General features: G+C 45.7%; 20 protein-coding genes. 7 read left to right on the top strand and 13 right to left on the bottom strand.

The genetic code is table 11. The annotated features are described in order from the left end of the window. Positions 1 to 63: 63 nt before the first annotated feature. From ACIH2S_RS02285 to soxR, 7 genes are all read right to left on the bottom strand, one after another. Positions 64 to 960 carry a SphA family protein gene (locus ACIH2S_RS02285; RefSeq protein ID WP_036955277.1) on the bottom strand — a complete coding sequence of 299 codons (897 nt, stop codon included), beginning with the start codon at positions 958 to 960 and terminating at the stop codon, positions 64 to 66. A 110-nt stretch (positions 961 to 1,070) separates the two neighbouring features. Then, positions 1,071 to 2,684, bottom strand: coding sequence for a phytoene desaturase family protein (locus tag ACIH2S_RS02280; RefSeq protein ID WP_321146436.1), 1,614 nt, complete (start codon positions 2,682 to 2,684; stop codon positions 1,071 to 1,073). A 3-nt stretch (positions 2,685 to 2,687) separates the two neighbouring features. Next, on the bottom strand, positions 2,688 to 3,470 hold the full coding sequence (locus tag ACIH2S_RS02275; protein WP_036955285.1) for a cyclase family protein: 783 nt from the start codon (positions 3,468 to 3,470) through the stop codon (positions 2,688 to 2,690). Positions 3,471 to 3,484: 14 nt separating this feature from the next. Next, complete coding sequence (locus ACIH2S_RS02270) at positions 3,485 to 4,021, bottom strand: flavin reductase family protein (RefSeq protein WP_230082440.1); 537 nt, start codon at positions 4,019 to 4,021, stop codon at positions 3,485 to 3,487. A gap of 11 nt (positions 4,022 to 4,032) precedes the next feature. Continuing rightward, positions 4,033 to 5,280: a styrene monooxygenase/indole monooxygenase family protein gene (locus ACIH2S_RS02265; RefSeq protein WP_108479303.1), complete on the bottom strand. Its 1,248-nt coding sequence runs from the start codon at positions 5,278 to 5,280 to the stop codon at positions 4,033 to 4,035. 35 nt (positions 5,281 to 5,315) lie between these two features. Then, complete coding sequence (locus ACIH2S_RS02260; protein ID WP_036955294.1) at positions 5,316 to 6,101, bottom strand: SDR family oxidoreductase; 786 nt, start codon at positions 6,099 to 6,101, stop codon at positions 5,316 to 5,318. A gap of 194 nt (positions 6,102 to 6,295) precedes the next feature. Further along, positions 6,296 to 6,778 carry a redox-sensitive transcriptional activator SoxR gene (gene soxR, locus ACIH2S_RS02255; protein WP_430248023.1) on the bottom strand — a complete coding sequence of 161 codons (483 nt, stop codon included), beginning with the start codon at positions 6,776 to 6,778 and terminating at the stop codon, positions 6,296 to 6,298. Positions 6,779 to 6,879: 101 nt separating this feature from the next. Here soxR and ACIH2S_RS02250 point away from each other — a divergent pair, with 101 nt between their 5' ends. The 3 genes from ACIH2S_RS02250 to ACIH2S_RS02240 are packed head-to-tail and all read left to right on the top strand — an operon-like array spanning position 6,880 to position 11,295. After that, positions 6,880 to 7,977 carry an efflux RND transporter periplasmic adaptor subunit gene (locus ACIH2S_RS02250; RefSeq protein ID WP_108479302.1) on the top strand — a complete coding sequence of 366 codons (1,098 nt, stop codon included), beginning with the start codon at positions 6,880 to 6,882 and terminating at the stop codon, positions 7,975 to 7,977. Between the two features lie 10 nt (positions 7,978 to 7,987). Further along, positions 7,988 to 11,092, top strand: a complete 3,105-nt coding sequence (locus ACIH2S_RS02245; RefSeq protein WP_132497107.1) for a MexW/MexI family multidrug efflux RND transporter permease subunit — start codon at positions 7,988 to 7,990, stop codon at positions 11,090 to 11,092. Then, a complete protein-coding gene (locus ACIH2S_RS02240) occupies positions 11,089 to 11,295 on the top strand; it encodes a hypothetical protein (protein ID WP_430248020.1) in 207 nt (68 codons plus the stop codon). Before ACIH2S_RS02245 ends, ACIH2S_RS02240 begins: the two co-directional genes overlap by 4 nt. 112 nt (positions 11,296 to 11,407) lie before the next feature. On the opposite strand, the gene arnT is transcribed toward ACIH2S_RS02240, so the two are convergent. The 6 genes from arnT to ACIH2S_RS02210 all read right to left on the bottom strand — a co-directional run bounded on the left by arnT (position 11,408) and on the right by ACIH2S_RS02210 (position 20,351). Continuing rightward, the gene (gene arnT / locus ACIH2S_RS02235) at positions 11,408 to 13,054 is read right to left on the bottom strand and encodes a lipid IV(A) 4-amino-4-deoxy-L-arabinosyltransferase (RefSeq protein ID WP_430248019.1); all 1,647 of its coding nucleotides are present in this window, start codon (positions 13,052 to 13,054) and stop codon (positions 11,408 to 11,410) included. Between the two features lie 434 nt (positions 13,055 to 13,488). Next, the gene (locus ACIH2S_RS02230) at positions 13,489 to 14,763 is read right to left on the bottom strand and encodes a bifunctional O-acetylhomoserine aminocarboxypropyltransferase/cysteine synthase (protein ID WP_154599654.1); all 1,275 of its coding nucleotides are present in this window, start codon (positions 14,761 to 14,763) and stop codon (positions 13,489 to 13,491) included. Positions 14,764 to 14,997: 234 nt separating this feature from the next. After that, positions 14,998 to 16,257 (bottom strand): aromatic amino acid transport family protein, encoded by a 1,260-nt coding sequence (locus ACIH2S_RS02225; RefSeq protein WP_036955312.1) that lies wholly within the window; start codon positions 16,255 to 16,257, stop codon positions 14,998 to 15,000. Positions 16,258 to 16,735: 478 nt separating this feature from the next. Next, positions 16,736 to 18,094: an anaerobic C4-dicarboxylate transporter DcuC gene (gene dcuC / locus ACIH2S_RS02220; protein ID WP_036955315.1), complete on the bottom strand. Its 1,359-nt coding sequence runs from the start codon at positions 18,092 to 18,094 to the stop codon at positions 16,736 to 16,738. Positions 18,095 to 18,374: 280 nt separating this feature from the next. Beyond that, the gene (locus ACIH2S_RS02215; RefSeq protein WP_108479297.1) at positions 18,375 to 18,833 is read right to left on the bottom strand and encodes a regulatory protein RecX; all 459 of its coding nucleotides are present in this window, start codon (positions 18,831 to 18,833) and stop codon (positions 18,375 to 18,377) included. A gap of 69 nt (positions 18,834 to 18,902) precedes the next feature. After that, complete coding sequence (locus tag ACIH2S_RS02210) at positions 18,903 to 20,351, bottom strand: DUF4026 domain-containing protein (RefSeq protein WP_108479296.1); 1,449 nt, start codon at positions 20,349 to 20,351, stop codon at positions 18,903 to 18,905. A gap of 263 nt (positions 20,352 to 20,614) precedes the next feature. Between ACIH2S_RS02210 and ACIH2S_RS02205 the strand changes: the two genes are divergently transcribed. The 4 genes from ACIH2S_RS02205 (at position 20,615) to ACIH2S_RS02190 (ending at position 24,360) form a co-directional block, all read left to right on the top strand. Next, on the top strand, positions 20,615 to 20,797 hold the full coding sequence (locus ACIH2S_RS02205; protein ID WP_006658236.1) for a hypothetical protein: 183 nt from the start codon (positions 20,615 to 20,617) through the stop codon (positions 20,795 to 20,797). 265 nt (positions 20,798 to 21,062) lie between these two features. Continuing rightward, positions 21,063 to 22,064 (top strand): hypothetical protein, encoded by a 1,002-nt coding sequence (locus ACIH2S_RS02200; protein ID WP_108479295.1) that lies wholly within the window; start codon positions 21,063 to 21,065, stop codon positions 22,062 to 22,064. Further along, positions 22,064 to 23,209, top strand: coding sequence for a BamA/TamA family outer membrane protein (locus ACIH2S_RS02195; RefSeq protein WP_349488187.1), 1,146 nt, complete (start codon positions 22,064 to 22,066; stop codon positions 23,207 to 23,209). Before ACIH2S_RS02200 ends, ACIH2S_RS02195 begins: the two co-directional genes overlap by 1 nt. Continuing rightward, positions 23,209 to 24,360, top strand: coding sequence for a DUF4056 domain-containing protein (locus ACIH2S_RS02190; RefSeq protein WP_196712530.1), 1,152 nt, complete (start codon positions 23,209 to 23,211; stop codon positions 24,358 to 24,360). The genes ACIH2S_RS02195 and ACIH2S_RS02190 overlap by 1 nt, the downstream gene beginning before the upstream one ends. Positions 24,361 to 24,493 lie beyond the last annotated feature (133 nt).

Genomic DNA, 24,493 nt, shown 5'->3' with positions numbered 1-24,493 from the left:
TAATAAGAATTACGTACTTCAATATTGGCAGCCGAAAGGCTGCCAATATTGAGGAGGAAGGAATTAAAACGGAATAGACGCTTTGAGGTAAATTTGTGAACCTTCAGGACGGTTTTTCACAGAAAAATCCTTCTCCCACTTCGCCGTAAATAGCCAACCTTGTGGGTTTGCATAACGGATTGAAGGACCGACTGCGAAAGCTTGAGCCTTACCTTGCGCTGAGTTTGGACCACTGTCATTGGTGGTTTGCATAAATCCATAACCCCCAACACCCGCGACCCAGCCATTACCAAAGCCCCAGCCTAATGCATAATCGGCGTGGAATGCTTGCCCTGAACGCGTGTCCGTATCATTGTTACGGAAGTTAAAGTCATACATCATTTTTAAATCCGCATTCACCCCGACAGGAGGAATGTAGCTGATTGCCCACACCGGCTGTAATACCCAGTAATTTTTCCCTAAACTTGATGGGTCGGTTTTACTGTATTTTCCGGTTGGCGCGTAAGCATCCAGCCCTAAGACATAATGCAAGTCAGCGGAAGGATGGAAACCGAGTGCGGGACCAAAAGTAATATCCCCGAGTCCACGACTGGTTTCTTTATTCCCCGCCGCCTTCGCCGTCACATCCAACAAAGGAAGGATGGTATGAAACGCTAAATCGCCACCAAACACTTTTTGGTCAGTTACCCAGATAAAACGTGGTGCGAGTACGTTCACATTCACACTAAACCCAGGGATTGGAATTTTATCGCCTTTGTTGTCGCGAACACTGTCATAGTGGGCATTTCCACCATAGACCAACACATGGACACCTTGCGGTGGCAGTGCGCCAGACATAAAGTTTTCTAGCCCATCAGGGTAGATCCCAAGACCGCCCCCTTCTGTTGCGACAGCACCAAATGACAGTGCACCCAAGCACGAGCCGACGAGCAGCTTATTCACCATTTCTTTATTCATCATTTACCTGCCGCTGTAGTGGTTTTATGATATTTTTTATATGTTTACTTTGATGTTTACTTGTATGTTTGCTGTGTTTGTCTTGCCTTGAATTGATTCAGGCCCATTCTCTATTACCGCTTTTTCTTCGCTGCTAATTTCTCAGCAACTAAATACCCAGAGCCCCCGCCAAGACCGGGACCCGGATGGGTTGATGCCCCAATATGGAACAGATTTTTGACTGCCGTTTGATGCGCTTTGGTCTGCCCTGAAGCGGCAAACGGTCGCAACCAAAAGAATTGATCTGGCGAACAGGTTCCTGAGTAAGGATCCCCCCCCACCAGATTGCAGTTATAACGCTCAAGATCGGCTGGGGAAATTGCTTTACGACCGACTATCAAATCAGACACCCCCGGCATCACCATTTCCAAACGCTGCTGAATGCGATCGGCAACTGCTTCACGCACCGCATCATTCCAACGGCCATCTTCAGGGATCGCAATTTCTCCCGCTGCATCCCCTTTAAGATGGCGAGGCAGTTCCTGCATTTGTATCCACAAGATCCACCCGCCTTCAGGGGCACGACTTGGGTCTAATGTGGTCGGTTGACCGATCCCAAACGTCGGGTGATCAGGTAGATAGCCATTATTGGCTTGCGTGACAGATAAGCACACTTGTTCCATGCTCTCTGTGAAATGAACCAACGGCACATTCAGTAATTCAGGATTGCACCATGGCGGCGGCGCGCTTAGCGCAAAATGGATTTGCATCCCACCGCGACCATAACGATAACCTTTCGCCCGCTGCTTCACTTGTGGTGAAACCTCATCAAGCAAGCCGCCATATAACTGGGTTGGCGTTACGTTGCACACCACACTTTCACTCGCAGGGATAAACTGCCCATTCACACGAACCCCTGTGGCACGGCTATTTTTACCGCTGCCTTGTGTAATGATCTTCTCCACATGGGCGTTGGTACGTAACTCACCACCATGTTGCTCAATCACTTTGGCAAACGCATCGACAATCCGATAGCTGCCACCTTTGACAACGGGCATTCCACCCGCCACAACCGCGGCAAACGTCAGTTTACCAATCAGCGCCGAGCTGGCTTCATCAGGCCCTAACCCCGTATGCAGCACCCACGGCGCCATCAACGCACGGCTAAAATCATGCTGTAATTCCCGCTCAGACCAGCGACGAAAACTTTCCATGCCAGATTTAGCAAAATCCAGCAAGCCATCAACACCGCGTTTGCGCCACTCGGAAAACAGCAACTTGAACATGCCGCCGCTGTAGGGGTTTTGCCCTAATAAACCAAATGTCAGTGCGGCATCTTCGCTAAACAGTTTTTCTGCCATTTGACGAAACGCTAAGCCATCTCCGGGGGCGATAGCATCTAGCTGCTTAGCAGCCTGCGCTATATCCCGCTTTAATGCCACAGATTTGCCATCAGGTTGCACCAATCCAGTGGAATAATCGCATTGCGCGAACTCCAAACCCTGTTGTTGAAGCAATGGCGCTAACTCTTGGTAGCCTGGGCTACCAACGAACAGTGAATACCAGCATGAAAGTAAGTCGTGAGTGTAGCCTTCAAATAACGCTTCGGTACGAATACAACCGCCAAAGCGATCGTTACGTTCTAGAACCAAAACCGATTTCCCACGCACCGCCAATAAGGCGGCGCACATCAGCGAATTCATCCCGCTGCCGACCACGATCACTTGGGGATTGGATAAGGTCGCCATACCTCACCCCACCAGCGCAAGCACGCGTAATGGGCTGCCCGAACCGCCTTCAATTTTCAGGGGCGCAGCGACGATCACCACTCCAGTAGCCGGTAGTTGGTCGAGGTTTTTCAAGCATTGCAGACCGTATTTATTGTTGCCGTGCATTAGCGTGTGGCACGGGTATGGCACTGGCCAGCTGTAAGATTGCCCCGCATCCGTATTGATAGTTTCAACCCCAAAACCTTTGACATCACGCTGATGGATAAGCCATTCAACCGCTTCTTGAGAAGGACCCGGCGTGTGAGCGCCATCTTCGCGCATATTCACATACGCTTCTGGGTTATCGGACTTTTTCGACCAATCTGTACGTAGTAAAACCCATGCCGCTTTTGGAATTTTGCCGTGTTTCTCTTCCCACTTTTGCAGGAAATCCACAGTTAAGACCCAATCGGGGTTTTGCGCGACTTCTTTACTTGCATCAACCACTACCGCTGGGGCAATAAAGTGGTGTAGCGGGATGGTATCAACGGTGTTTTTTGGCTGATCTTTACCACTGATCCAATGAATGGGAGCATCAAAGTGGGTGCCGGTGTGTTCACCGCAGCTAAAATTGTTCCAATACCAAGCGGGACCATTCTCATCATAACGGGAAATTTGCTCCATTTTGAATGACCACACTTGCCCAAACTCAGCGGGCAGTTGCAATGCCGGAAATGAAGGCGATAAGGTTTGTGTCAGGTCGATAATCTGAATATTGCCTTTTTGTAACTCGCTGGCAAATGACATCAAAGTTTGCTGTTCCATACTATCTCCTGCGCCTATTGCGCTTCATGTAGAGCGGTAAATGTGCCGCCGTGGAAAACTAAAGGCTTGCCTGTTTCACTGCCGATACGGCGTACATGCCCCACCATCAATAAGTGATCTCCAATATGATCTTGCTTGTGGTTTTCACACACTAAGGTGGCGATCGCGCCGTGTAAGGCGGGGATCCCTTCTGGCGTGATGTGTACGGCTACATCTTCGAATTTGTTTTCGATTCGAGGATTAGCAAAACGCATTGCTAACTCTTGGTGATCTTTGCCTAAGATATTGATCGTGAAATGTTGGCAATCACGAAATACCGCGAGATTGGGCGAATGGTTAACTAAACTCCATAGCACCAAAGGCGGGTCGAGCGACAGTGACGCAAATGAGTTGATGGTCAATCCAACGTCACGTCCATCAGGGGTGCGAGTGGTCACAACTGCTACCCCTGTGGGGTAGCAGCCTAGTAAATTGCGTAAGGTTTTCGATTCAAACTCGGTATGACCCCATTCGCTTTCGCACATAAGCGTGTCCTCTGCAATCATCGACATACTGATTTCTCCTACGAAGCGCGAACTTCTTCTTGCATCAGCGATTGAATATAGGCATCGCAGGCATGGGCATCATGCCACCATGGTGCAAGAACTGGCGGATAGTTAAAGGCGTTCGCGATGGTGTGCGCTAAGGTTGGCAGTTGTTGCGCTGCGCCTAATGCATTAAGAACATGCGGCTGTGGCGGCGCCAATAGAGCATTCGTCCACTCCACCACATGGCGACCGTATTTCCAGAATTGCTCAAACGTGTCGTTCATCCACTCCGCCGTATACGGCTTGTCACCACGGGCTAAAATAGCGTCGTAGTAGACTTTGCTGGCTTTCGTGGCGTTATTCGATCCTTGTCCAGTCAGTGGATCGTTGGTCACTAATGCATCCCCTAAACCAAAGACAATTTTGCCTGATGGCAGCGTGAGAACTGGCTTACGGACTGTTGGGGCAAAGCGCCCCGCCAGAATGCCATTTTCGTCAGTTAACTCCACATGGCGGCAGCGCTCTGCTTCCCACGGTAAATAGGTATCGATGATTTTTTTGCTGTAGGCCAAATGTTCTTGTGGTGTACGTGCTTCTCCCCACTGATCCATCGGCCCACCCGGTACACCTTCAAAAACCATGATGTGGCAGTCGCCGCTATTGGTTAGAGATGGGAACACAAAGTACTCCCCCACACCCGGTATTAGGTTGAAGGAGACTTGTGAAAATTCAGGGGTTGGCAGCATGCCGTGAACGTACGTGAGCGCTAATGCACGCTGAGGTTTATCATACGGAGAACGAATAGGGTCACGTTCTAGCAGCTTAACGATTTCCCCTTTTCCTCCCGCTAAAATCACTAAATCGTGAGTTTCAGCGAGTTTTTCTAACTCTGCTACGCCCACATCTTCAATCATCAAATTGCCACCACGAGCGGCAAATAACTCCAGCCAATAAGGCATTTTGATACGCTGATCAACGGCTTGAGCATAATTATCGATACGTGAGCGCCAGCTAATGGCTTTTTCACCTGCCTTTTCAGGATGCGGGACAGTAAAACCAATACCTTCTACTGGCGGACATTTGTCTTCCCAGAAGTTGATCCCTAAATCGCGCTCAAATTGCAGCGAAATATCGAACATACATTGGCTGGACATCACGCGACCATTTTTCACATCATCTGGAGTACGATTGGTGGCAACCGTCACGTCATAACCTTTGTCCAGCAGCCCTAATGCCAATGGCATACCCGCCTGACCACCACCTACGATTGCAATACGACGCATAGTGAATTCCTCGATAAAATTAAAATCAGGGTGTCTTATTCAGCAAGACGGGGAATGGCGGGTTTCGCCTGTTCAGGTCCCATGGCGGAGTATCCACCATCGACCGCGTAATCTGCGCCAGTGACAAAACTCGCTAGCTCAGACAGTAGGAATGCCACAACTTGAGCCACCTCTTCAGGGTCGCCAACACGTTGTAAAAGATGATAATCCGCCGCGACACGGTCGGTTTTTTGGCGATCGCCACCCGTCAATTCGTCCATCACCCGAGACCATGTCCAACCGGGGGAAACAGAATTGACGCGAATACCGTCGGGGGCATAATCCATCGCTTGGCTACGCGTCACTTCTAGCATGGCGGCTTTCGATGCGGGATAGAGCCAGCGACCTGTTTGCGCCACCGAAGAGGAGATACTGGTGAAGTTTACAATTGCACCTTTGCCCGCTTTGGCTAGATGGGGCTTGGCAAATTGCGCTGCCATCACAGCGCTCACCACATTAATATTTAATGCCGTTAGCCAGTCTTGACGTGAAGAGGCTTGACCGTCATCCAGATAGGTGGCGGCCAGATTAACCAAAAAATCGAGTTGACCATATTTTTGCGCAACGCGGTCAATACCTTGCTTTAACTGTTGGTCATCAGTGATATCTACGGGTAGAAAATCAATGTTGGGCTCCGATTGCGCCACAATTTCCCCATTGGTTTTGTCGATATCAAAAATGGTGACTTTGACCCCATAGGAACATAAGATTTTTGCCACGGTTGCACCGATTTTGGTTGCACCACCCGTCACGATGGCAATTTTATTATTCAGACCTTTCATCACTGTGCCCTCTTTGCTCTCATTCGTTCACAAAAAATTAACATGACGAATCATTACGCAAAAAAGGCAAAAGCCTGTAGCCCATATGCGCAAAGATTATCCACACAGCGCGGCTATTTATTTAATAACATGATGATAATACAGAACAAATAGCCACATCTTGCCGTGGCTATCCAGATAGTGAAAAGTGTGATTTAAGGACGTTCGAGGATTTGGGCGCCCGAACCCTGATGGCCTAAGATATCTTCAGGGTTGCGCAATGGGCAATCTTTGAGAGACAAACAACCACAACCAATACAGTGATCCAACTCATTGCGCAATCGAGTTAACTGTTTGATTCGTCTATCTAATGAACTTTTCCATTCCGTTGACATCCCTTTCCACTCTTCCGCGGTCAACTTGCTGTTTGCCGGAAACTGCCCCAGTGCATCTTGGATCTCTTTGAGGGGAATACCTGTGCTTTGTGCCACTTTGATAATGGCAATGTAGCGTAAAACCACAGGTGGAAAACGCCGTTGATTCCCTTGTGTTCGGGTACTTTGAATCAGCCCTTTCGCCTCATAGAAATGTACGGTAGAAACCGGAACGCCTGCGTGCTTAGCCACTTCTCCTACCGTCAGTGCCCGTGAAAAATCCACCTTTTCAGCGGCAATTTTTCGCGTTTTTATCGTATTCATGGTTTTACCCACCATTTCTTCTTTCCCCCTATTGACCTCAACTTAACTTAAGGTTTTATAGTGCCAGCCTCTTTAATTGTCAATTTAAGATGCCAATGATAATGAATAAAAAAACGCTAACTTTGCTATGTGCAGGGCTTCTCTCCGTAGGTGGAGGAGCCGCCATTTACTCGACTTACGCCAGCTCAGACGATAAGCCACAAGCGGCTTATCAGTATCCTCCAGTGAAAGTGGCTCTTGCTCCCGTCACCTTGGCTAATGCTCCACGCACTTTTTACGGTGTGGGGGAATTAGAAGCGGGTAGTCAGGTGTTTGTAGCCGCAGAAACCAGTGGGCGCATCACCAAAATTGGTTTTGAATCCGGTCAACAGGTCAAAAAAGGGCAATTACTGGTGCAGCTCAATGATGCGGTAGAACGTGCGGATTTAGCTCGCTATCAAGCACAATACCGCAATGCCGCCCGCCTATATGACAGAACCCGTTCTCTGTCTGCGCAACATTTAGTGGCGGAAGCGCAGGTGGATAGCACCCGTGCCGAGCGCGATATGGCACAAGGGCTGATTCAGCAAACCCAAGCGCTGATTGCGCAAAAAGCCATTTATGCCCCTTTCGATGGCACGATTGGTATTCGCCAAGTCCATGAAGGCCAATACCTTAGTCCTGGTGAAGCGATAGCCAGCCTTGTGGATACCCAAACGTTGAAGCTGAATTTCTCATTGGATGAGCAAGCCTCCCCGGAATTGCATCAAGGGCAAGTGGTGGATATCACCGTCGATGCTTACCCCGATACACCATTCCCCGCCAAAGTGACGGCGATTGATCCGTTGATTGGCAAATCCCGAACAATTGCGTTGCAAGCTACGCTCGATAACAGCAATGGCAAGCTAAAAGCGGGTATGTACGCCAATGTCACTGTAGTGCGACAAGCCAACAATGCAGTGCTGACCATTCCTGAAACAGCAGTCACTTACACCGCTTATGGGGATACGGTATTTATCGCTGAAGGTACTGGGGACGCCATGACGGTCAAACGCGTTTCCGTGAAAACGGGGCAGCGTTTTGATGGCAATATCGAAATTGAGCACGGACTTGCCGAGGGCGACCAAGTGGTCAGTTCTGGCCAGCTACGTCTGAATAATGGCTCTGCCATTACCCCTATCGCTCAAAATACATTATCTGAAACTCCGCAAGGTTCCTAAGGACGGTGCTATGAAATTTACGGACCTGTTTGTGCGCCGACCGGTATTGGCTTTAGTCGTCAGTGCCTTAATTGTATTGATCGGGCTGTTTGCGCTGAGTAAATTACCCATTCGCCAATATCCTCAATTAGAAAGTTCAACCATCACAATTACCACGCAATATCCGGGCGCATCGGCAAAATTAATGCAGGGGTTTGTGACTCAGCCGATTGCCCAAGCGGTCTCTTCCGTTGAAGGGGTTGATTACCTCTCCTCATCATCCGTTCAAGGCAGCAGCCTTGTGACTGTGCGCATGGAGCTAAACCGCGATTCAACCCAAGCTCTCACCCAAGTGATGGCGAAGGTGAACCAAGTACGTTATAAGTTACCGAAAGAGGCCTATGACCCTGTGATTGAGCTCTCTTCAGGAGAGTCCACTGCCGTCGCTTATATTGGTTTTTCCAGTACCGAACTTTCGATTCCCGCACTAACCGATTACCTTTCCCGCGTGGTAGAACCAATGTATTCCGCCATTGATGGCGTAGCGAAAGTGCAAGTATTTGGCGGGCAACAACTGGCGATGCGTTTATGGCTGGATGCGGATAAGCTCGCGGGTCGCGGCATTTCAGCGGCTGAGGTCGCCCAAGCGGTGCGCCAAAATAACTATCAAGCAGCTCCCGGTAAGGTGAAAGGTGAGTTTGTCATTTCTAACGTGTATGTGAACACCGATTTAACCAATGTGGATGAATTTCGCGATTTGGTGATCCGCAATGATGGTAACGGATTGGTACGCTTAAAGGATGTGGGTACCATTGAGCTGGGGGCAGCATCTACAGAAACCAGCGGTTTAATGAACGGGGAACCTGCCATTTACTTAGGTTTATTTGCAACCCCAACCGGTAACCCGCTGGTGATTGTAGATGGCATGAATAAGTTAATGCCAGATATCATCAAAACCCTGCCGCCGGGGGTAAAAGTGGAAATGGCCTTTGAAACTTCACGGTTTATTAAAGCCTCCATCGACCAAGTGATCCACACCCTTGTTGAAGCCCTACTGATTGTTATCGCCGTGATTTATCTGTGCCTTGGTTCGATTCGCAGCGTAATTATTCCTATCCTTGCCATCCCGCTGTCTATGCTGGGTGCAGCGGCATTGATGATGGCGTTCGGCTTTAGTATTAACTTGCTGACCTTACTGGCGATGGTACTGGCGATTGGGTTGGTGGTGGATGATGCCATTGTGGTGGTGGAAAACGTGCATCGCCATATTGAGGAAGGGAAATCCCCTGTTTTGGCGGCATTGATCGGCGCCCGAGAGGTAGCAGGTCCCGTTATCGCGATGACCATTACCCTCGCTGCGGTGTATGCACCGATTGGCTTAATGTCTGGATTAACAGGGGCATTATTTAAAGAGTTTGCGCTCACATTGGCGGGCGCGGTGATTGTATCTGGCATCGTGGCGTTAACCCTTTCTCCGGTGATGAGTTCGTTTATGTTGAACTCAAAACAGAATGAAGGGCGTATGGCGCGAATGGCAGAAACCTTCTTCGAGACCCTTGCCCATTACTATACGGCGGTGCTGAATTTCTCATTGAAAAACCGCTGGATCACCGGAATTTTGGCTGTCGGTGTCGTGATCAGCCTGCCAATGTTGTATCAATCCGCACCGCGGGAGCTGGCACCTGTTGAAGACCAGTCGAGCGTCTTAACGGCAATTAAATCTCCGCAGCATGCCAACCTTGAGTATGTGGAGCGTTTCTCCCGTAAATTACACGATGTGTTTATGGAGCTACCCGAAACGGAAAGTACGTGGATTATTAACGGTACCGATGGCCCATCAGCCAGTTTCGGAGGCACAAACTTAACGTCTTGGGAGCAACGAGAGCGCCCTGCGTCGGCGATCCAATCGGATTTACAAAATCGTGTTGGTGATGTGGAAGGTAACAGTATTTTTGTGTTCCAGTTACCTGCATTACCCGGCTCTACGGGCGGCTTGCCTATTCAGATGGTGCTAAAAAGCCCGCAAGATTATCCGGTACTGTATCGCACCATGGAAGAAATTAAACAGCAAGCTCGTGAAAGTGGCCTGTTTATGGTGGTAGATAGCGACCTCGACTATAACAACCCTGTGGTTGAGGTTCGCATTAATCGTTCGAAAGCCAACAGTTTAGGCATTCGTATGCAGGATATTGGTGAGTCCCTAACGTTGCTGGTGGGTGAGAATTATATCAACCGCTTTGGCATGGATGGACGCTCTTATGATGTGATCCCGCAAAGCCTACGCAGCCAGCGACTGACGCCTGAAGCGTTATCCCGCCATTATGTTAAGTCCGAAGATGGCAGCATGATCCCGCTGTCGACGGTGGTGGATATTTCAACGCAAGTAGAGCCGAATAAATTGTCTCAATTTAATCAGCAAAATGCCGCCATTTTCCAAGCGATCCCTGCACCGGGCGTTACCATAGGGCAAGCGGTGGCGTATCTCGATGAGATAGCCAGTGAGCTGCCAGCTGGTTTTAGCCATGATTGGCAATCCGATTCGCGCCAATATAAACAAGAAGGAAACACCCTCGCCTTCGCGTTTATGGCGGCGCTGCTCATTATCTATTTAGTGCTCGCGGCTCAGTATGAAAGTTTAGTAGATCCGTTAATTATCTTAATTACCGTTCCGCTGTCTATCTGTGGTGCCTTGATTCCTCTGGCATTGGGTTATGCCACCCTCAATATTTATACCCAAATTGGCTTAGTTACCTTGATCGGGTTAATCAGTAAACACGGGATCTTGATGGTGGAGTTTGCCAATGAGCTGCAAGCTAACGAAGGGTTAGATAAACGCCATGCCATTTTAAAAGCAGCACAAATCCGTTTACGCCCAATTTTGATGACGACGGCAGCAATGGTTATCGGTTTAGTTCCTCTTCTGTTCGCGACTGGCGCTGGAGCAAATAGCCGCTTTGGGCTGGGTTTGGTGATTGTCACAGGCATGCTGGTGGGGACGTTATTTACCCTGTTTGTGTTGCCAACTATCTATTCCGTGCTCGCACGTAATCACAGCGCGACAGCATTAACCCCAAGACGTTATGAGCTGGCTGAAGCTAACCGTTTAATTAAACACTCTGAGGAGACGGCACCATGAATTTATCATCGTTAAATCATCTTTCACTTGTCCCCGCTCGCAAGGAAAAGCGAACCGTTCATGATAAACGGTCAGTTCATGACAGCAAATCTGCGGATTCAGCGGCTAGTCCTATGAGCAACAGTGTGGCAATGATGATGATTTATCATCCTTATCCGGTAAGGAACACGCACTCCGACGTCACAAACCGATGGCGTAAATAGTGTTCTCGGCTATGTTTGAATTAATGTTTGAATTGATACGCTAATCAATAGAAAAAAGAGCCGCATACTTTCGTAGTGCGGCTCTTCTTCAAGCTATTATCAGGCTGTTAATTTACTGACCTTCATAGAAGGCCATCACTAACTTACCTTCTTTAATAATGATTGGCGTACCCGGTAAAGCATCAATGACTTCATTTTGCGAAGCATCAACCACCACTGCGACGTTGCGATTATTTTGGCTCGCCAGCAAGCTTGGTAGCTGCTCTAAACGGTAAAAACGATTTTCCGCATCAGGGTAATTCAACCCGTAACCTAGCTCACCCGTTTGATACAGCATGGTAATGTCATCGCGTTTGAGTACCCAAGCCAACGCAGTGCCTAATCCCACATTGTTGGTTAAAAGTACCGCGCGGTTTTGTAGCTGATCTTGGTATTTTGTTAACACGCCTTGCGGGGTGTTATTGCTCTCAATATATTTAGGGATCACATGCCCAATACTGAGGCTGAGTACTAACGTACAGGCGGCTGCCCATGACCAGAATTTGCGGTTAAATGACACTACACCCATCACAGCCCAAAACAGAAATGCCCCTGCGGCAATCCACATTTTGTAGCTTTCATCCCCTTGATATAAATTCATTTTAGGGAAATAAGGTGATGCAATAAATGCCCCTGCCGCCGCGATACCCAACGTGATGTTTATCAGCGCATTCAGGCGAATGGTAGCCACTTTATTCTGAGTTAAAACCTGCTGCAAATAGGATGCCATCAAAATCGCGATGGGTGCGATGCACGGCAGAATATAGGTGAGAAGCTTCCCTTTTGTCACACTAAAAAACAGGAAAGGTAGCGCCGCCCACAATAAGAAATAGAGGTTCATGCCTCTCGCGCGAACTGCGTGTGCAATGGATGAGAAGAGGTAACCTAACCACGGAAGCACCGCCGCCAACAAAATCGGCATATAGAACCAGAACGGAGATTTGTTTTGTGCGTTATCCGCCATAAAACGCTGAATATGCTCAACCCAGAAAAAGTAGCTCCAATAATCTGGCTCTAGGCTTGCAATAGTAAGCGCCCACGGTAAGCAAACTAACACGGCAACAAGAATCGAAATTAATGCGTACAGGCAGACGTCTTTGAACTTTTTAAAGTAAATTGCGCTAACGGAACACACTAAAACGGGAAGCACTAAAACTAAAAAGCCTTTTGTCATAACGCCTAAACCGCATGCCACGCCAATCAGAATATAGGCATATAATTTATGAGCGCGTTGTGTCGTGGTTATCCCCCATTGGAAAAAGAAGATAATCATCGTAATAAAGGCGGTCACAATTGGGTCAAGGATGTTATAAGCCCCAATGGTCAAAATCATAAACATGGAAAGATAAATAAGCACCGCATTAAACGCGAGATCTTTATTTTTCCATGCCATCTTTGCACTAAGATAAACAAATAACCCGCTGATAAGGGTGCTAAACACCACACCTAACCGAACCGAGACATTGTTTTCACCAAATAACATTTGGAAGAAAGAACCGACCCAATAACCAAAAATCGGCTTTTCAAAATAGCGGATACCAAGCAGCTCAGGCACGCTCCAATGGCTACTTAATATCAGCTCACGGCTGATTTCTGCATAGCGTAGCTCATCGGGCTGCCATAGCATGCGCCCATTGAGAGGAAGAAAATAGGTTATGAGTACAAAACCGAATAATAGGCACCACTTAAAGTAGGCAACTTTATTATTTGCCATCATCATTTAATCTCAACCATTATTGTCATAAATATTTAATAATTATTATTTGCGCCGAAGCTTCAGGCACTTTTGATTAATAAAATCAGGGTTCTATTATCATTAGTTCGACTAAACCCAGTATAAACCAATAAACATTTTCGTATTTCATACATCCATATGAGATAAACAATCAATAAATGAATCTTTTATTTCAACATTAAGATAACAGGATGAGCTGCTTGTTAAGACTCGATTAAAAAACAATAGTTCAGCGATTTCCATTTATTTTTAACAGAATGAAAAATAAATTAAAAAACGGTGCCGCTTACGAATAGTTATTAATTCTAGGAAGAAGAATAAAACCCAACAGTTAATCACGCAGGTAACAATAAAGGCGGTTATTGCAATATATTCTTCACAATAACCACCTTTATTTATCGGTAGCTACTTAACAAGATTTACTTGGCTGCATCCAAGGCTTGGATTAAGTCAGCAAGAATGTCATCGATATGTTCAATACCAATGGATAAACGGATCATATCGCGCGATACTCCTGCACGAGCTAGCTCTGCATCATTTAATTGACGATGGGTGGTCGATGCTGGGTGGCAAGCTAATGATTTTGCATCGCCAATATTGACCAAGCGAACAATCAGGTTCAGTGCATCAATAAAACGCGCCCCCGCTTCTTGCCCGCCTTTGATCCCAAAAGACATAATACTAGCAGGTTTACCTTGCATATATTTTTGCGCAAGTGCGTGCTCAGGGTTGCTTGGTAGCCCCGCATATTTTACCCATGCCACTTGCGGATGGTTTTCGAGGAATTGTGCCACTTTCACTGCGTTTTCAGTATGGCGCTCCATTCTTAACGCGAGCGTTTCCAGACCTTGTAAGATCAAGAAGGCGTTAAATGGCGATAATGCTGCTCCCGTTCCACGCAGCGGTGCCACACGGCAACGCGCAATAAACGCCGCCGCACCGAAGTGCTCTGTATAGCTGACACCGTGATAAGCGATATCCGGCTCAACCAGCAGAGAAAAACGCTCTGCGTGCTCTGCCCATGGGAATTTACCTGAATCAATCACCATTCCGCCGATTGAGGTGCCATGACCACCGATATATTTGGTTAACGAGTGCACCACGATATCCGCACCGTGTTCGAATGGGCGGCATAAATACGGAGTCGCTACGGTATTATCGACAATCAGAGGTACGCCATGGCGATGAGCGACCTCCGCCAGCGCGGCAAGGTCAACAATGAAGCCCGCAGGGTTAGAGATAGATTCGCAGAAAACGGCTTTTGTTTTCTCGTCAATCAGGGCTTCTAGTGCGGCTAAATCATCGTGTTCAGCAAACCGGGTTTCGATACCAAGGCGCGGTAGAGTATGCGCCAGTAAGTTGTACGTACCGCCATACAGTTTTGCCACCGAAACAATGTTATCGCCGACTTGGGCAATAGTTTGAATTGCATAGGTGATAGCTGCCATGCCCGAAGCCACCGCCAGCCCAGCAATTCCCCCTTCAAGGGCAGCAACGCGCTTTTCTAGCACATCGTTGGTCGGGTTCATAATGCGGGTATAGATATTACCTGCAACTTTTAAGTCGAACAGATCCGCGCCATGCTGTGTATCGTCAAATGCATAAGAGGTGGTTTGATAAATAGGCACCGCGACAGACTTGGTTGTAGGGTCTGGAGAATAGCCTGCGTGGATTGATAATGTTTCTAATTTCATTGAGTTATCCTTGTTATACCCGCACTGCCAATTGAATGGGTTCTTGTTTTTATTTCACGGTACTTATTATTTCACGGCAGTCCTTTCCAATATCCCCCAAGTAAATTCCTCGCACAACCATCTAGACTTGAAATAATTTCATCTAAAGTTATTCATAAAATAAATAAGACCGCATTAGAAACAAAAAAACCCATATTGCCGAAGCAATATGGGTTTCGGTACAACTGAATTTAATTACGCGAACGCGCCATAAATCACAGAGGTAATTGATGCTAAGCCGCATAGCAGCGTAAAGATTTGCGCTGGCTTAGAGGTACTAAACGGTTTCATTGCAGGCACGATACGCATCGCCACAACTGGCAGGATAAACAGGATTGCCGCAATCATTGGGGCACCCATGGTTTCAATCATACCTAAGATACTTGGGTTGATAATCGCGACGATCCAAGTGGTGATTACAATGAACAGTAAAGAGATTAACTCAATTTTCTTCACAGAAACTGAAGAGCGCGATTTGACTAATCCAACCAGACCTTCGTGCGCACCTAAGAAGTGACCAAAGTAGCTAGAAACGATAGCTGCGAATGCCACGATAGGACCTAAGTAAGACAGGATTGGTGATGGGTTAATGTTCGCAATGTGGGATAACACGCTGATATTTTCTTTCTTCGCGATTTCTAACTCAGCAGGACTCAGTGACAGAACCACAGAGAATACGAAAAACATCACGAAGCCAGTTAGCATAAATGCTGCGCCGCCAGTGATCATGTCAGTTTTAATCACAGCTTGGTCGCCAAATTGCTGACGTTGGTCTTTTGCAAACTGGCTGATGATTGGGCTGTGATTAAAAGAGAATACGATGATAGGAATCGCCATCCAGACAACAATCGGCATTGCGCTCCAATCTGGTGCGACTTCTAACATCGACGTATTCCACTCAGGGATCAGGTACAGAGACAGCGCTAATAAGATGAAGACTAATGGATAAACCATCATAGAAGTGAGCTTCAGCATTAAGTCACGACCGAATACGACACCTGCGGTCATTGCTGCAATTAACACACCAGACAGCAACCAACGTGGCAGTGGGTCCATACCAATTTGGTTCACTAAGAATGAGTCTACTGTGTTAGTGATACCCACGCCGTAAATTAATACGATTGGGTAAATCGCAAAGAAATAAGCAAAAGTGATAATATTCGCACCTGTTTTACCGAAATGTTCTTCCACAGTATCGGTAATATCAGCATCGTGTTTCTTAGCCGATAAAACAAAACGCGCTAACCCTTTATGAGCTAACCAAATCATTGGCGTTGCAATTAAAGCTAATACAACTAATGGCCAGAAACCACCCGCGCCAGCTTTAATTGGCAGAAAAAGAACACCCGCACCAACGGCGGTACCAAAAAGAGATAATACCCAAGTGAAGTCTTTATAAGTCCACTTACTGGCAGGTTTGTCTGTCGTGTTTACTGCGGTTTTTATTGTGCTCATACCGTCACTTCATCGTTTTAAAATGGATAAAAAAAGATGCGGCGAATTTTGCATTAAATGCGTTAGAGCAACTAGCTTATTTTGATTAATCTTTCTGGCTTTTTGGTGTAGATCTCATATCTGAATTTAAAAAAATGACAATTTGTTAATAATCGCAAATAAATTTTTATCATTTGATTGAAAATACCAAAACACCACGTCAAAAAAGCGTAGAGTTTTTTTCTTTTGAACCTAAGTTTTAACCGAAATAAATATCGATAAAAAAATGGCTAGAATAATTTCTAGCCATCAGACCATTTCCAAACCCATCAGGGTTGGAAATGGCTCTTTTGGGTTGTAGAATTAACAAGGAAAATCAATTCATTGATTTTCGCCTGATAACACAAAGAGGGAAAAACCACGCTTTTATCCCTCTTTGTCAGCAACATAATGGCTAGAATAATTTCTAGCCATTTTTGTTTGGTAAATACCTATTTTGTTACAAATAGACTGGCACTAAAATCTCAGTGGCAATCACAACAACGATAAGCCCAACTAATACGGGAACCGAGGTTCTTTTCACCACTTCAAATGGTGAAATCTTCGCCATCCCCGATACCGCAACCACCACCCCAGAAACCGGTGATAATGTACGACCTAAGTTAGATGCCTGTAGCATTGGAATGACAAGGTAAGCTGGGTTGACGCCCATTTGCTTCGCTAAGTGAGGGATCAATTCAACGAATGCGTAGAATGGCGCGTTACCAGAACCAGTGGTCATCGCCGCTAACATAGTGATCACCACCAGCGCAATCATCATCACAATCGCGCCAGAACCAAAGGATTGTGCTAAGTCGATCAAGCCTTTAATAAAGCCGATGGTGCTTAGGCCCTGAGCAAATACGCCAGCTGCCACTAACAGCATCACGACGGTTGCAAACGCATCAGCCATACCTCTATAGCAAACTTCTAAGCCACCATAGACATGTTTTGCACTGAAGCTACGAATGAACTCAATGATTGCAGCCATAATAATACAGCCAACAATAATGGTGACAATATGTAGCTCAGGCGCCCATTTACCATCAAACACTAATACGCCGATGATTGGAGTAAATGGTAGAATCGCGTAGAAACCTGGTGCGTGGGTTTTAATTTCATTCACATCCAGCATTTCGGTTTTAACGTGCTCTTTTCTATCCAGAAAACGCTGCCAGAAGAAGTGAGCCACTGACATCGCAACAATGGCAGCGATGGAGATAGGCAGTGTGGTTTTGAATGCGAAATCAATCAGAGGCATTTCTGCTGCTTTCGCCGCTAAGATAACGTCTCCAGACGTTGGTGCCAGAATGATAGCGGCCGGTGATGCACAGATAGCCGCCGCTGCGCCACGGCTGATCCCGACGTTAACCATCACAGGGAACAAGGTTGCCATCAATAACACCCCTAAACCTGTTGCCGATGAAACTGCCAGTGACATCAAGCAAGCAACAATATACGCCGCAACCATCAATAAGTATGGGGAGTTGATCATTTTTAATGGCTTGGAGGCAATTTTAACCACCACGTCATTCGCACCGATGTGAGTCATATAAGACGCAAACCCACACAGCACCATGATCATCATACCGAGGTCACCACCTCGGCTCATTAATAAGAACTTGATGTATTCCAGAATATCAGTAACGCGCCATCCCGTTGCTTTCACTGATTCTGGTAAAATGCTTTTACCCATTAACGCAGTAATAATTAGGAGTAAAATACCCCCCGTCATTAATACCCCAGTTGCAGAGTAACCCTTTATTATATAGCGCCCAACTCCAACGGCGACCAATACGCCTATTAAGAGCTCAATCATGTGTTTCTCCTGCCCGTCTCATTTTGTAATTATTGGTGGTACTCTGCCTAAAAAAAAAGCGAAATACACTGATAATGATCATAGTGGACAATATTTTTAATCTAGAAATAGATAAAAACACAAGTCAAAAAAATATTATTTTTTGACTAAGCAAAAGAAATGAAATTCAGGGGCATTAAACATTTAAACTAAAGTCAAATAATAGTAATTTAAGCGATATTAAATGGCGTGATTATCTACATAATGACCATCATAAATAATGTAAGATTAACTGCAAAAATTAGCGCGAGAATAACTCAAATATCATGTCACCAAAAAAACCTCGGTATTGCAGATAACGAATTTGTTTACCCTTCTCTTTAAAGTCAGTTGGGATTTCATCCCCAAATTTTTTACTGCGTACTTCTGCTGCCTTTTCAAACCAGTCGACATCAAGCTCAGCAAAATGGTGTTCGACTAATGTCTCGGCAAATCCTTTTTGCCGCATTTCTTGTTTGATCCGTAAAGGTCCATATCCTTTACGCGCATACCCTTGCAATAGCAGTGATACCACACGGTCATCATCCAAAAAGTGCTGCTCACTCAGTTTATCCAACACCCCTTCAATCAACTGCTCATCGATAATCCCCTCATTTTTTTCATACATACGGCGCTTCATACGGGCAAATAACTCCGCTTTGCCATAATCGCGTCTGGAAAGTAAAAATAGGGCATATTGGTACAGTTCAGGTTGGGTCATTGTCACATTTAACTCATTAAAAAGGGCACTGAATTCAGTGCCCTATTCGCATTAGTCAATCAAGATAGATTAATGCACTTGAGCACCACTAAGAAGTTTATAGATTGTATCAGGAGTATAGCTACCGTCCTGATAATAAATAGTCCAATCCGTGATATGGTCACGCGTTAGCGGATAAACACCGCCCTCTTCCATGGTTTCCACATAGAATGGGTGATTAATTAAACGGCCTTCAAACTGGTCGCCGTTCCATGTCAACGGCTCAAACCACATATGTTCGTGCCCTTCATCACCCTCTTCATCTTGATAACTAATGCCGCATTTAATTAAGAAGCGCCACTCTGATTCTTCCTCTTCTTCCGATTTTCCGAGCAGCTTCGCAAATAGCCCTTTTTTCGGTGCGACTGGCTTTGGACCATAGTTATCGAGCATGTGAGTGAAGTATTCCCAACGTAGTCTGGCTTTGCTGGACATATCCGCCGTTTCTTCATCAGTGCGCATAAACATCATTGCATTTTGGTCTTCAAACCCTTCAAAGAAGCTTTCCAATGTTGGGTTTTCTTGCGTGACACGGAATAACATTACGGATGGATGCTGGTGAGATTCGTCACGGTCGTGCCAATCCCCCATAAAACGCTCAGAGCTCATATCGCCAAACTCGAAGTTCATCTCTTCCAGCGGTTTTAAGTTATCGATCGGTGTGGAAGTTCCTACATGAAGGAGACCTTCTTCAAAAGGTACCGCCACTAAATATTCATAGCCGGTTTGTGTTTGCCCAATGAAAATCGGCTCATTAAAGTCGATTTTTCCGTTGGTAATGCTGTTGTTCACAAAGCTCCAGAACAACTCAGGGATCCCATAATAAGACGCAATCGGGTGTGGAATGATAATTTCCGCTTCCGATAAACCACAACGGGCTAACCCATGAGTATGGAACCAATATTTGGTCGGCGCTGAATCTTCGGAGTTTTCATCGTGATCGTAAATGGCATGCACCACATACAGGGAATCAATGCTTGGCATTAAATCGTCGATCAGCTGGAAGTTAAGCCATTCACGGGTAAAGACTTTACCTGCGGCAGAAATATCCAAACCCAGTAATAAATTAGGTACTAAAATTTGGATAATTTTAAGCTGCTGTAAGTAGCTCACAAGAGGCTTTTCTTGGAATAGGCATTCAACCACCACGGCCTGTGGCGCATTGCTTGCCTGCGTGTAAAGTTCTTGGCTAATAGGATCTGTCGCGAAATACGGGTTGATGGTGTATTCCGGGTCGCTCTCCACAAGCGAAACGTAAAAACGTAACTCTTCTTCGCCACGTTTACAGCTAAAGAAGAAACCGCCGCCTTCTTCATCAGGCAGGTAATCAATTTCCCCTTCAGTAAAGTAGGTTTGCTCTTCCAGACGCTGTTCAAGTTGTAGGGAGGTCAGCTCTGATGCAGGGATTGCCACCATCATCGAGGCTTCTTTCTCCCCGTTTCCAGCAGCAATATCAAGGTATTGTTGTTTATTGTTCACTATTTTGCCCTGTTATTTATTATCTTACTGGAGGATATCAGCTTATATTCGATAAGAATATTGTGATAATTCTTAACCCAATCAGATAGGCGTTTAATCTCTCATATTTAAACTAGGAGCATTAATCATCATTATTTGATGCAACGTAATTCCACTTTTCATCCCGTATTCACTAGGGCACAATGAGAACCAGCATCACCAAGGCTTTTGGTTGGTGAAATAATCCTTTCTTATATAGGTTTTGAAAATAGAGGCTTTACAACATGGCTGATTTATCTGAGAAACAAAAAGAATATATTGATGACCTCGCAATGAAGCGCGTTTTTGATATGAATAATGATGATGTCTTAATTAATGCGCTGGAACAAAAAATTCACAGCATGGAAGCGCATTTAAAAGATTATTTCCATGAGCGTGTTCAGTTTCATCAGAAAAACAGCAAATAATACCGCTCTTACTCCTCTAATGCATTTCAGTGCTGAAATACCCAGAGTTTCAGCACGTTTTTTAGTACCTCAATAGCATCTTCTTAATATCTTAATCACATCCATCATATTGATAATAATATGCGTTCATAGGTAGCGAAATATCATTAAAATAGCACCATGAGCCATACTATCAATTGCCATATATGCTAAACTTTTGTCGATAACTGTAAGTTAATTAATTTATTGTTTCCTTCATTCTATTCTACTAATCATTGAGTCCATTATGACACGCATTCAATACAGCGCAGCGCTGCTACTTTCCTCTTGTCTGGCTATCCCTGCCAGTTTTGCCGATAGTGACACACCACTATTTTCATTAAGCATGAGCGAATCTGGAGTCCCTAAAAATAATAGCGAAGGCGGCGTCACGCGTTCATCCACGACTGAATCCCGTGTATTGCCTATTTGGGGAGATGAAGCACGCGCTCGAGGTTATGACTTACCAGAACCTTTTGGTGTCAGTTATGGCTATATGAATCTGCGTCAGGATATTGTCGTTGATAGCATTGGATTTAAATTCACCTCCCCTGATTGGCAAGGGGTACAAGATGCTATAAAAATAGATCCAGGGTACACTCGCGAAAAAAATGAAACCCATACATTGAAATTAGATGCATGGGTTTTGCCATTTATGAATATGTATGGTGTCTATGGAAAAACTAAAGGAAAATCAAAAACCAACTTAAATAGTGTTAGTATTGCTTTTGATCCTAATAATCCATTAGTTCTCGGAAAAGACATTCCTTTTGAATTAGATTTTGAAGGTAAAACCTATGGTGGAGGTGTCACATTTGCAGGTGCATATAATCAGTTCTTCGGTACGTTAGATATGAACTATACCCGTACCAACCTCGATATCCTTGATGGTGATATTAGTGCCTTTGTTGTCACACCGCGTATCGGTTATGAATTCGTTTTTGAACCTTTAATTGCCGGTCAAGGGAATACCAAAGTTCAAGTTTGGACAGGCGCTATGTACCAAGATATTACCCAGCGCTTTAAAGGTAACGTTAGCAAACTTGACATGCCTCCTGAATTATCAGATATCGTTAATGGAATGTCTAAATATACGGATATAAAATTCGATGTTAAACAACACCTTGCCCATAAATGGAATAATACCGTCGGTGCTCGCGTTGAGTTAACTCGTAACTTTAACGTTCTGACCGAAGTGGGCTTTAATAACCGTAACAGCTTCTTTATTTCAGGCGAGTTCCGTTTTTAATGTTACAACAGAAACACCTGCGTAGGCTGACACTGCTCAGCCTTATCATTGCCTTCTCCTCGCAAGCGCAAATCCTTCCTGAACGTGAGCAAATTGATGGTTGGCTCAGCGAGCTTGGGGGCGAAAACAGCTTTGATGAATCCAAAACTATCGACTGGGGCGTCTTACCGGGGCCTTTCTATACTCCTGAAATGGGGTTAGGTGTCGGAACCGCTTTAGTGGGTTTATATCGTCTCGACAAACAAGACACCAAAACCCAGCCCTCTTCGATTGGATTAAGTGGTTTTGCATCATCCACAGGGGCTTTTGGACTCAACTTCACTAACTACAACTTTGTAGATAGCGACCAATGGCGACTGTTTGTATCTGGCACCATCAATAATGTACCGACTTATTATTGGGGTAAAGGATACGCAGCGGGTAAAAAAGAGAGCAATAAAGAAAAATACCATTCCCAAGAGTTCAAAATTACCCCAAGGGCTTTATATAAGCTAACCGATGCCACCTATGTGGGACTAGGTTGGAATTTTTCGTCGATCAATGCCAGCGATCCCGATGAAGGCGCAAAAGCTTACTTTTCGCAATCAGTTGGCGGGCGTTCGGTTATCAGTTCAGGCGTCAGCGCCTACTATAGCTATGACACCCGAGACTTTTTACCCAACGCACACCATGGGCAAACACTTGAGGTTATTTATACTTATTTTTCACCGAACCTCGGTAGTGATACCCGTTTTCAAGCGACCCAGTTGCAGTATGCCTATTACCATGAGCTCACAGAGAAAACCGTCGTAGCCGTTGATAACTATGCCCGCTTTACCACGGGAGATGTGCCGTGGAATCAGCTTTCTTTATTAGGTAACAGTAACCGCATGCGGGGTTACTATGAAGGGCGCTATCGGGACAACAATATTTTTACTAGTCAAATCGAGTTACGGCATAAATTAGACTGGCGGCACGGGGTTGTTGGCTGGTTAGGCACGGGGACCATGAGCGACTCTCCCTCAGAATTAGGTGCTGGACACTGGCTACCAAGTGCCGGTGTAGGCTATCGTTTTGAATTTAAGCCTCGGATGAATGTGAGACTGGATTTTGGTGTTGGTCGCAACAGTACGGGCGTCTATTTCCAAGTTGGTGAGTCTTTTTAATGTTTAAGCTGCTAATAACTTCATGTTTTTTACTTATGCTCGTCGCCTGCCAAACTCGCGAGGAGCTGAACTTACCTGCGGCGAACCTTAATCTAGATACGATTTCCAACGAGGAAGCATCTAAAGCGTGGTCTGTTCTACAAGATCTCAAAGCCCCTCAAGGACTTCGAGCCTGCTGTGCTTTTGGCTATGACCTGCAAGCGGAAGTGGCAGGTATCCCCGTTCCTTTCTATACCATCGACAACATAGTGGAAGCCGATAATCTTGGTGAGCACCATTATAATGATAGTTACTTGGGCGCCACCGCAGGTCTAATGGGGATCAGTAACGAAAAAGTGGGGCTTATCTATACCACAGATGGCGGGTTTATTGATATTGCACATGTTCGAGATACCGCCGACTATACGTTATATCTCTTTAGCCAGATTTACCCAAAACTTGGTGAAGAGTGGACACTAACCCTCAGCGATGAACTCGCGAGCAGACAAATCCATTTTTCAGCCTTTACACCACCTGCGTCCCCCGCAGAGCGCTATACGTTAAGTGCTTATCTGGCAGCTAAACTTGCATTTCAGTTAGCTGCTTGGCATGAAATTGCACAATGGTATGGCTATCAATCAGTTCCTGGCTTTTCGGAGGGGATATCTGCCTTCTCTCCCGAAGACTTATATTCCAACTTAGTGGGAGCAAGACTAGCAAGTTCGCTGATTTTACAAGGTCGTGCTGAGTCACTTGCGATATTCTCGCAATCTCTCGAAGCACTGCTTCCCATTGCACTACATCAACTTGGGGCTCAAGAAAAACCCTTAACTCGCGATGCATTTAACAAAATTGATGGGCTTTGGTGGAATAGTGCGAAGCGTGTTCCAGATAAATTTTTAGTGCTCACACGCGATTATGACACCACCGATAGCCGCTATCCGTTTTTACCAACCCAAGCTGTAGCGACTTTGGGGCTGAAACTCAGTTTGCCGTCGGAATATGCAGGATTTGCATTATCCTCTCTCGCACAGTTTCGCTTAGTACCCACCGATCATATGGCACAACTTCCTATCCCAGAGACATATTGGACAGTTGATGATTTCAAACGGCTCGCGGAGAATGCAAAAATTGAAGATCAGAAACAGCAAACCGTGCCATTCTACGACTAAAAAAGTCGTCGACTAATAGTAATATTTGGCTGAGGCAAAAGGTCAAAAAACGGCATTTTTTTTGTCCTTTTCACACATTGAAAGTCGATTTTGATTCTGTATTTTTAACAACCAATACCACTCATAAAATGCG

Origin of the sequence: Providencia lanzhouensis, from assembly GCF_050469745.1 — a bacterium.
GTDB lineage: Bacteria > Pseudomonadota > Gammaproteobacteria > Enterobacterales > Enterobacteriaceae > Providencia > Providencia lanzhouensis.
The sequence above is the reverse complement of the archived record's forward strand: the minus strand, read 5'-3'. Positions and strand labels throughout refer to the sequence as shown.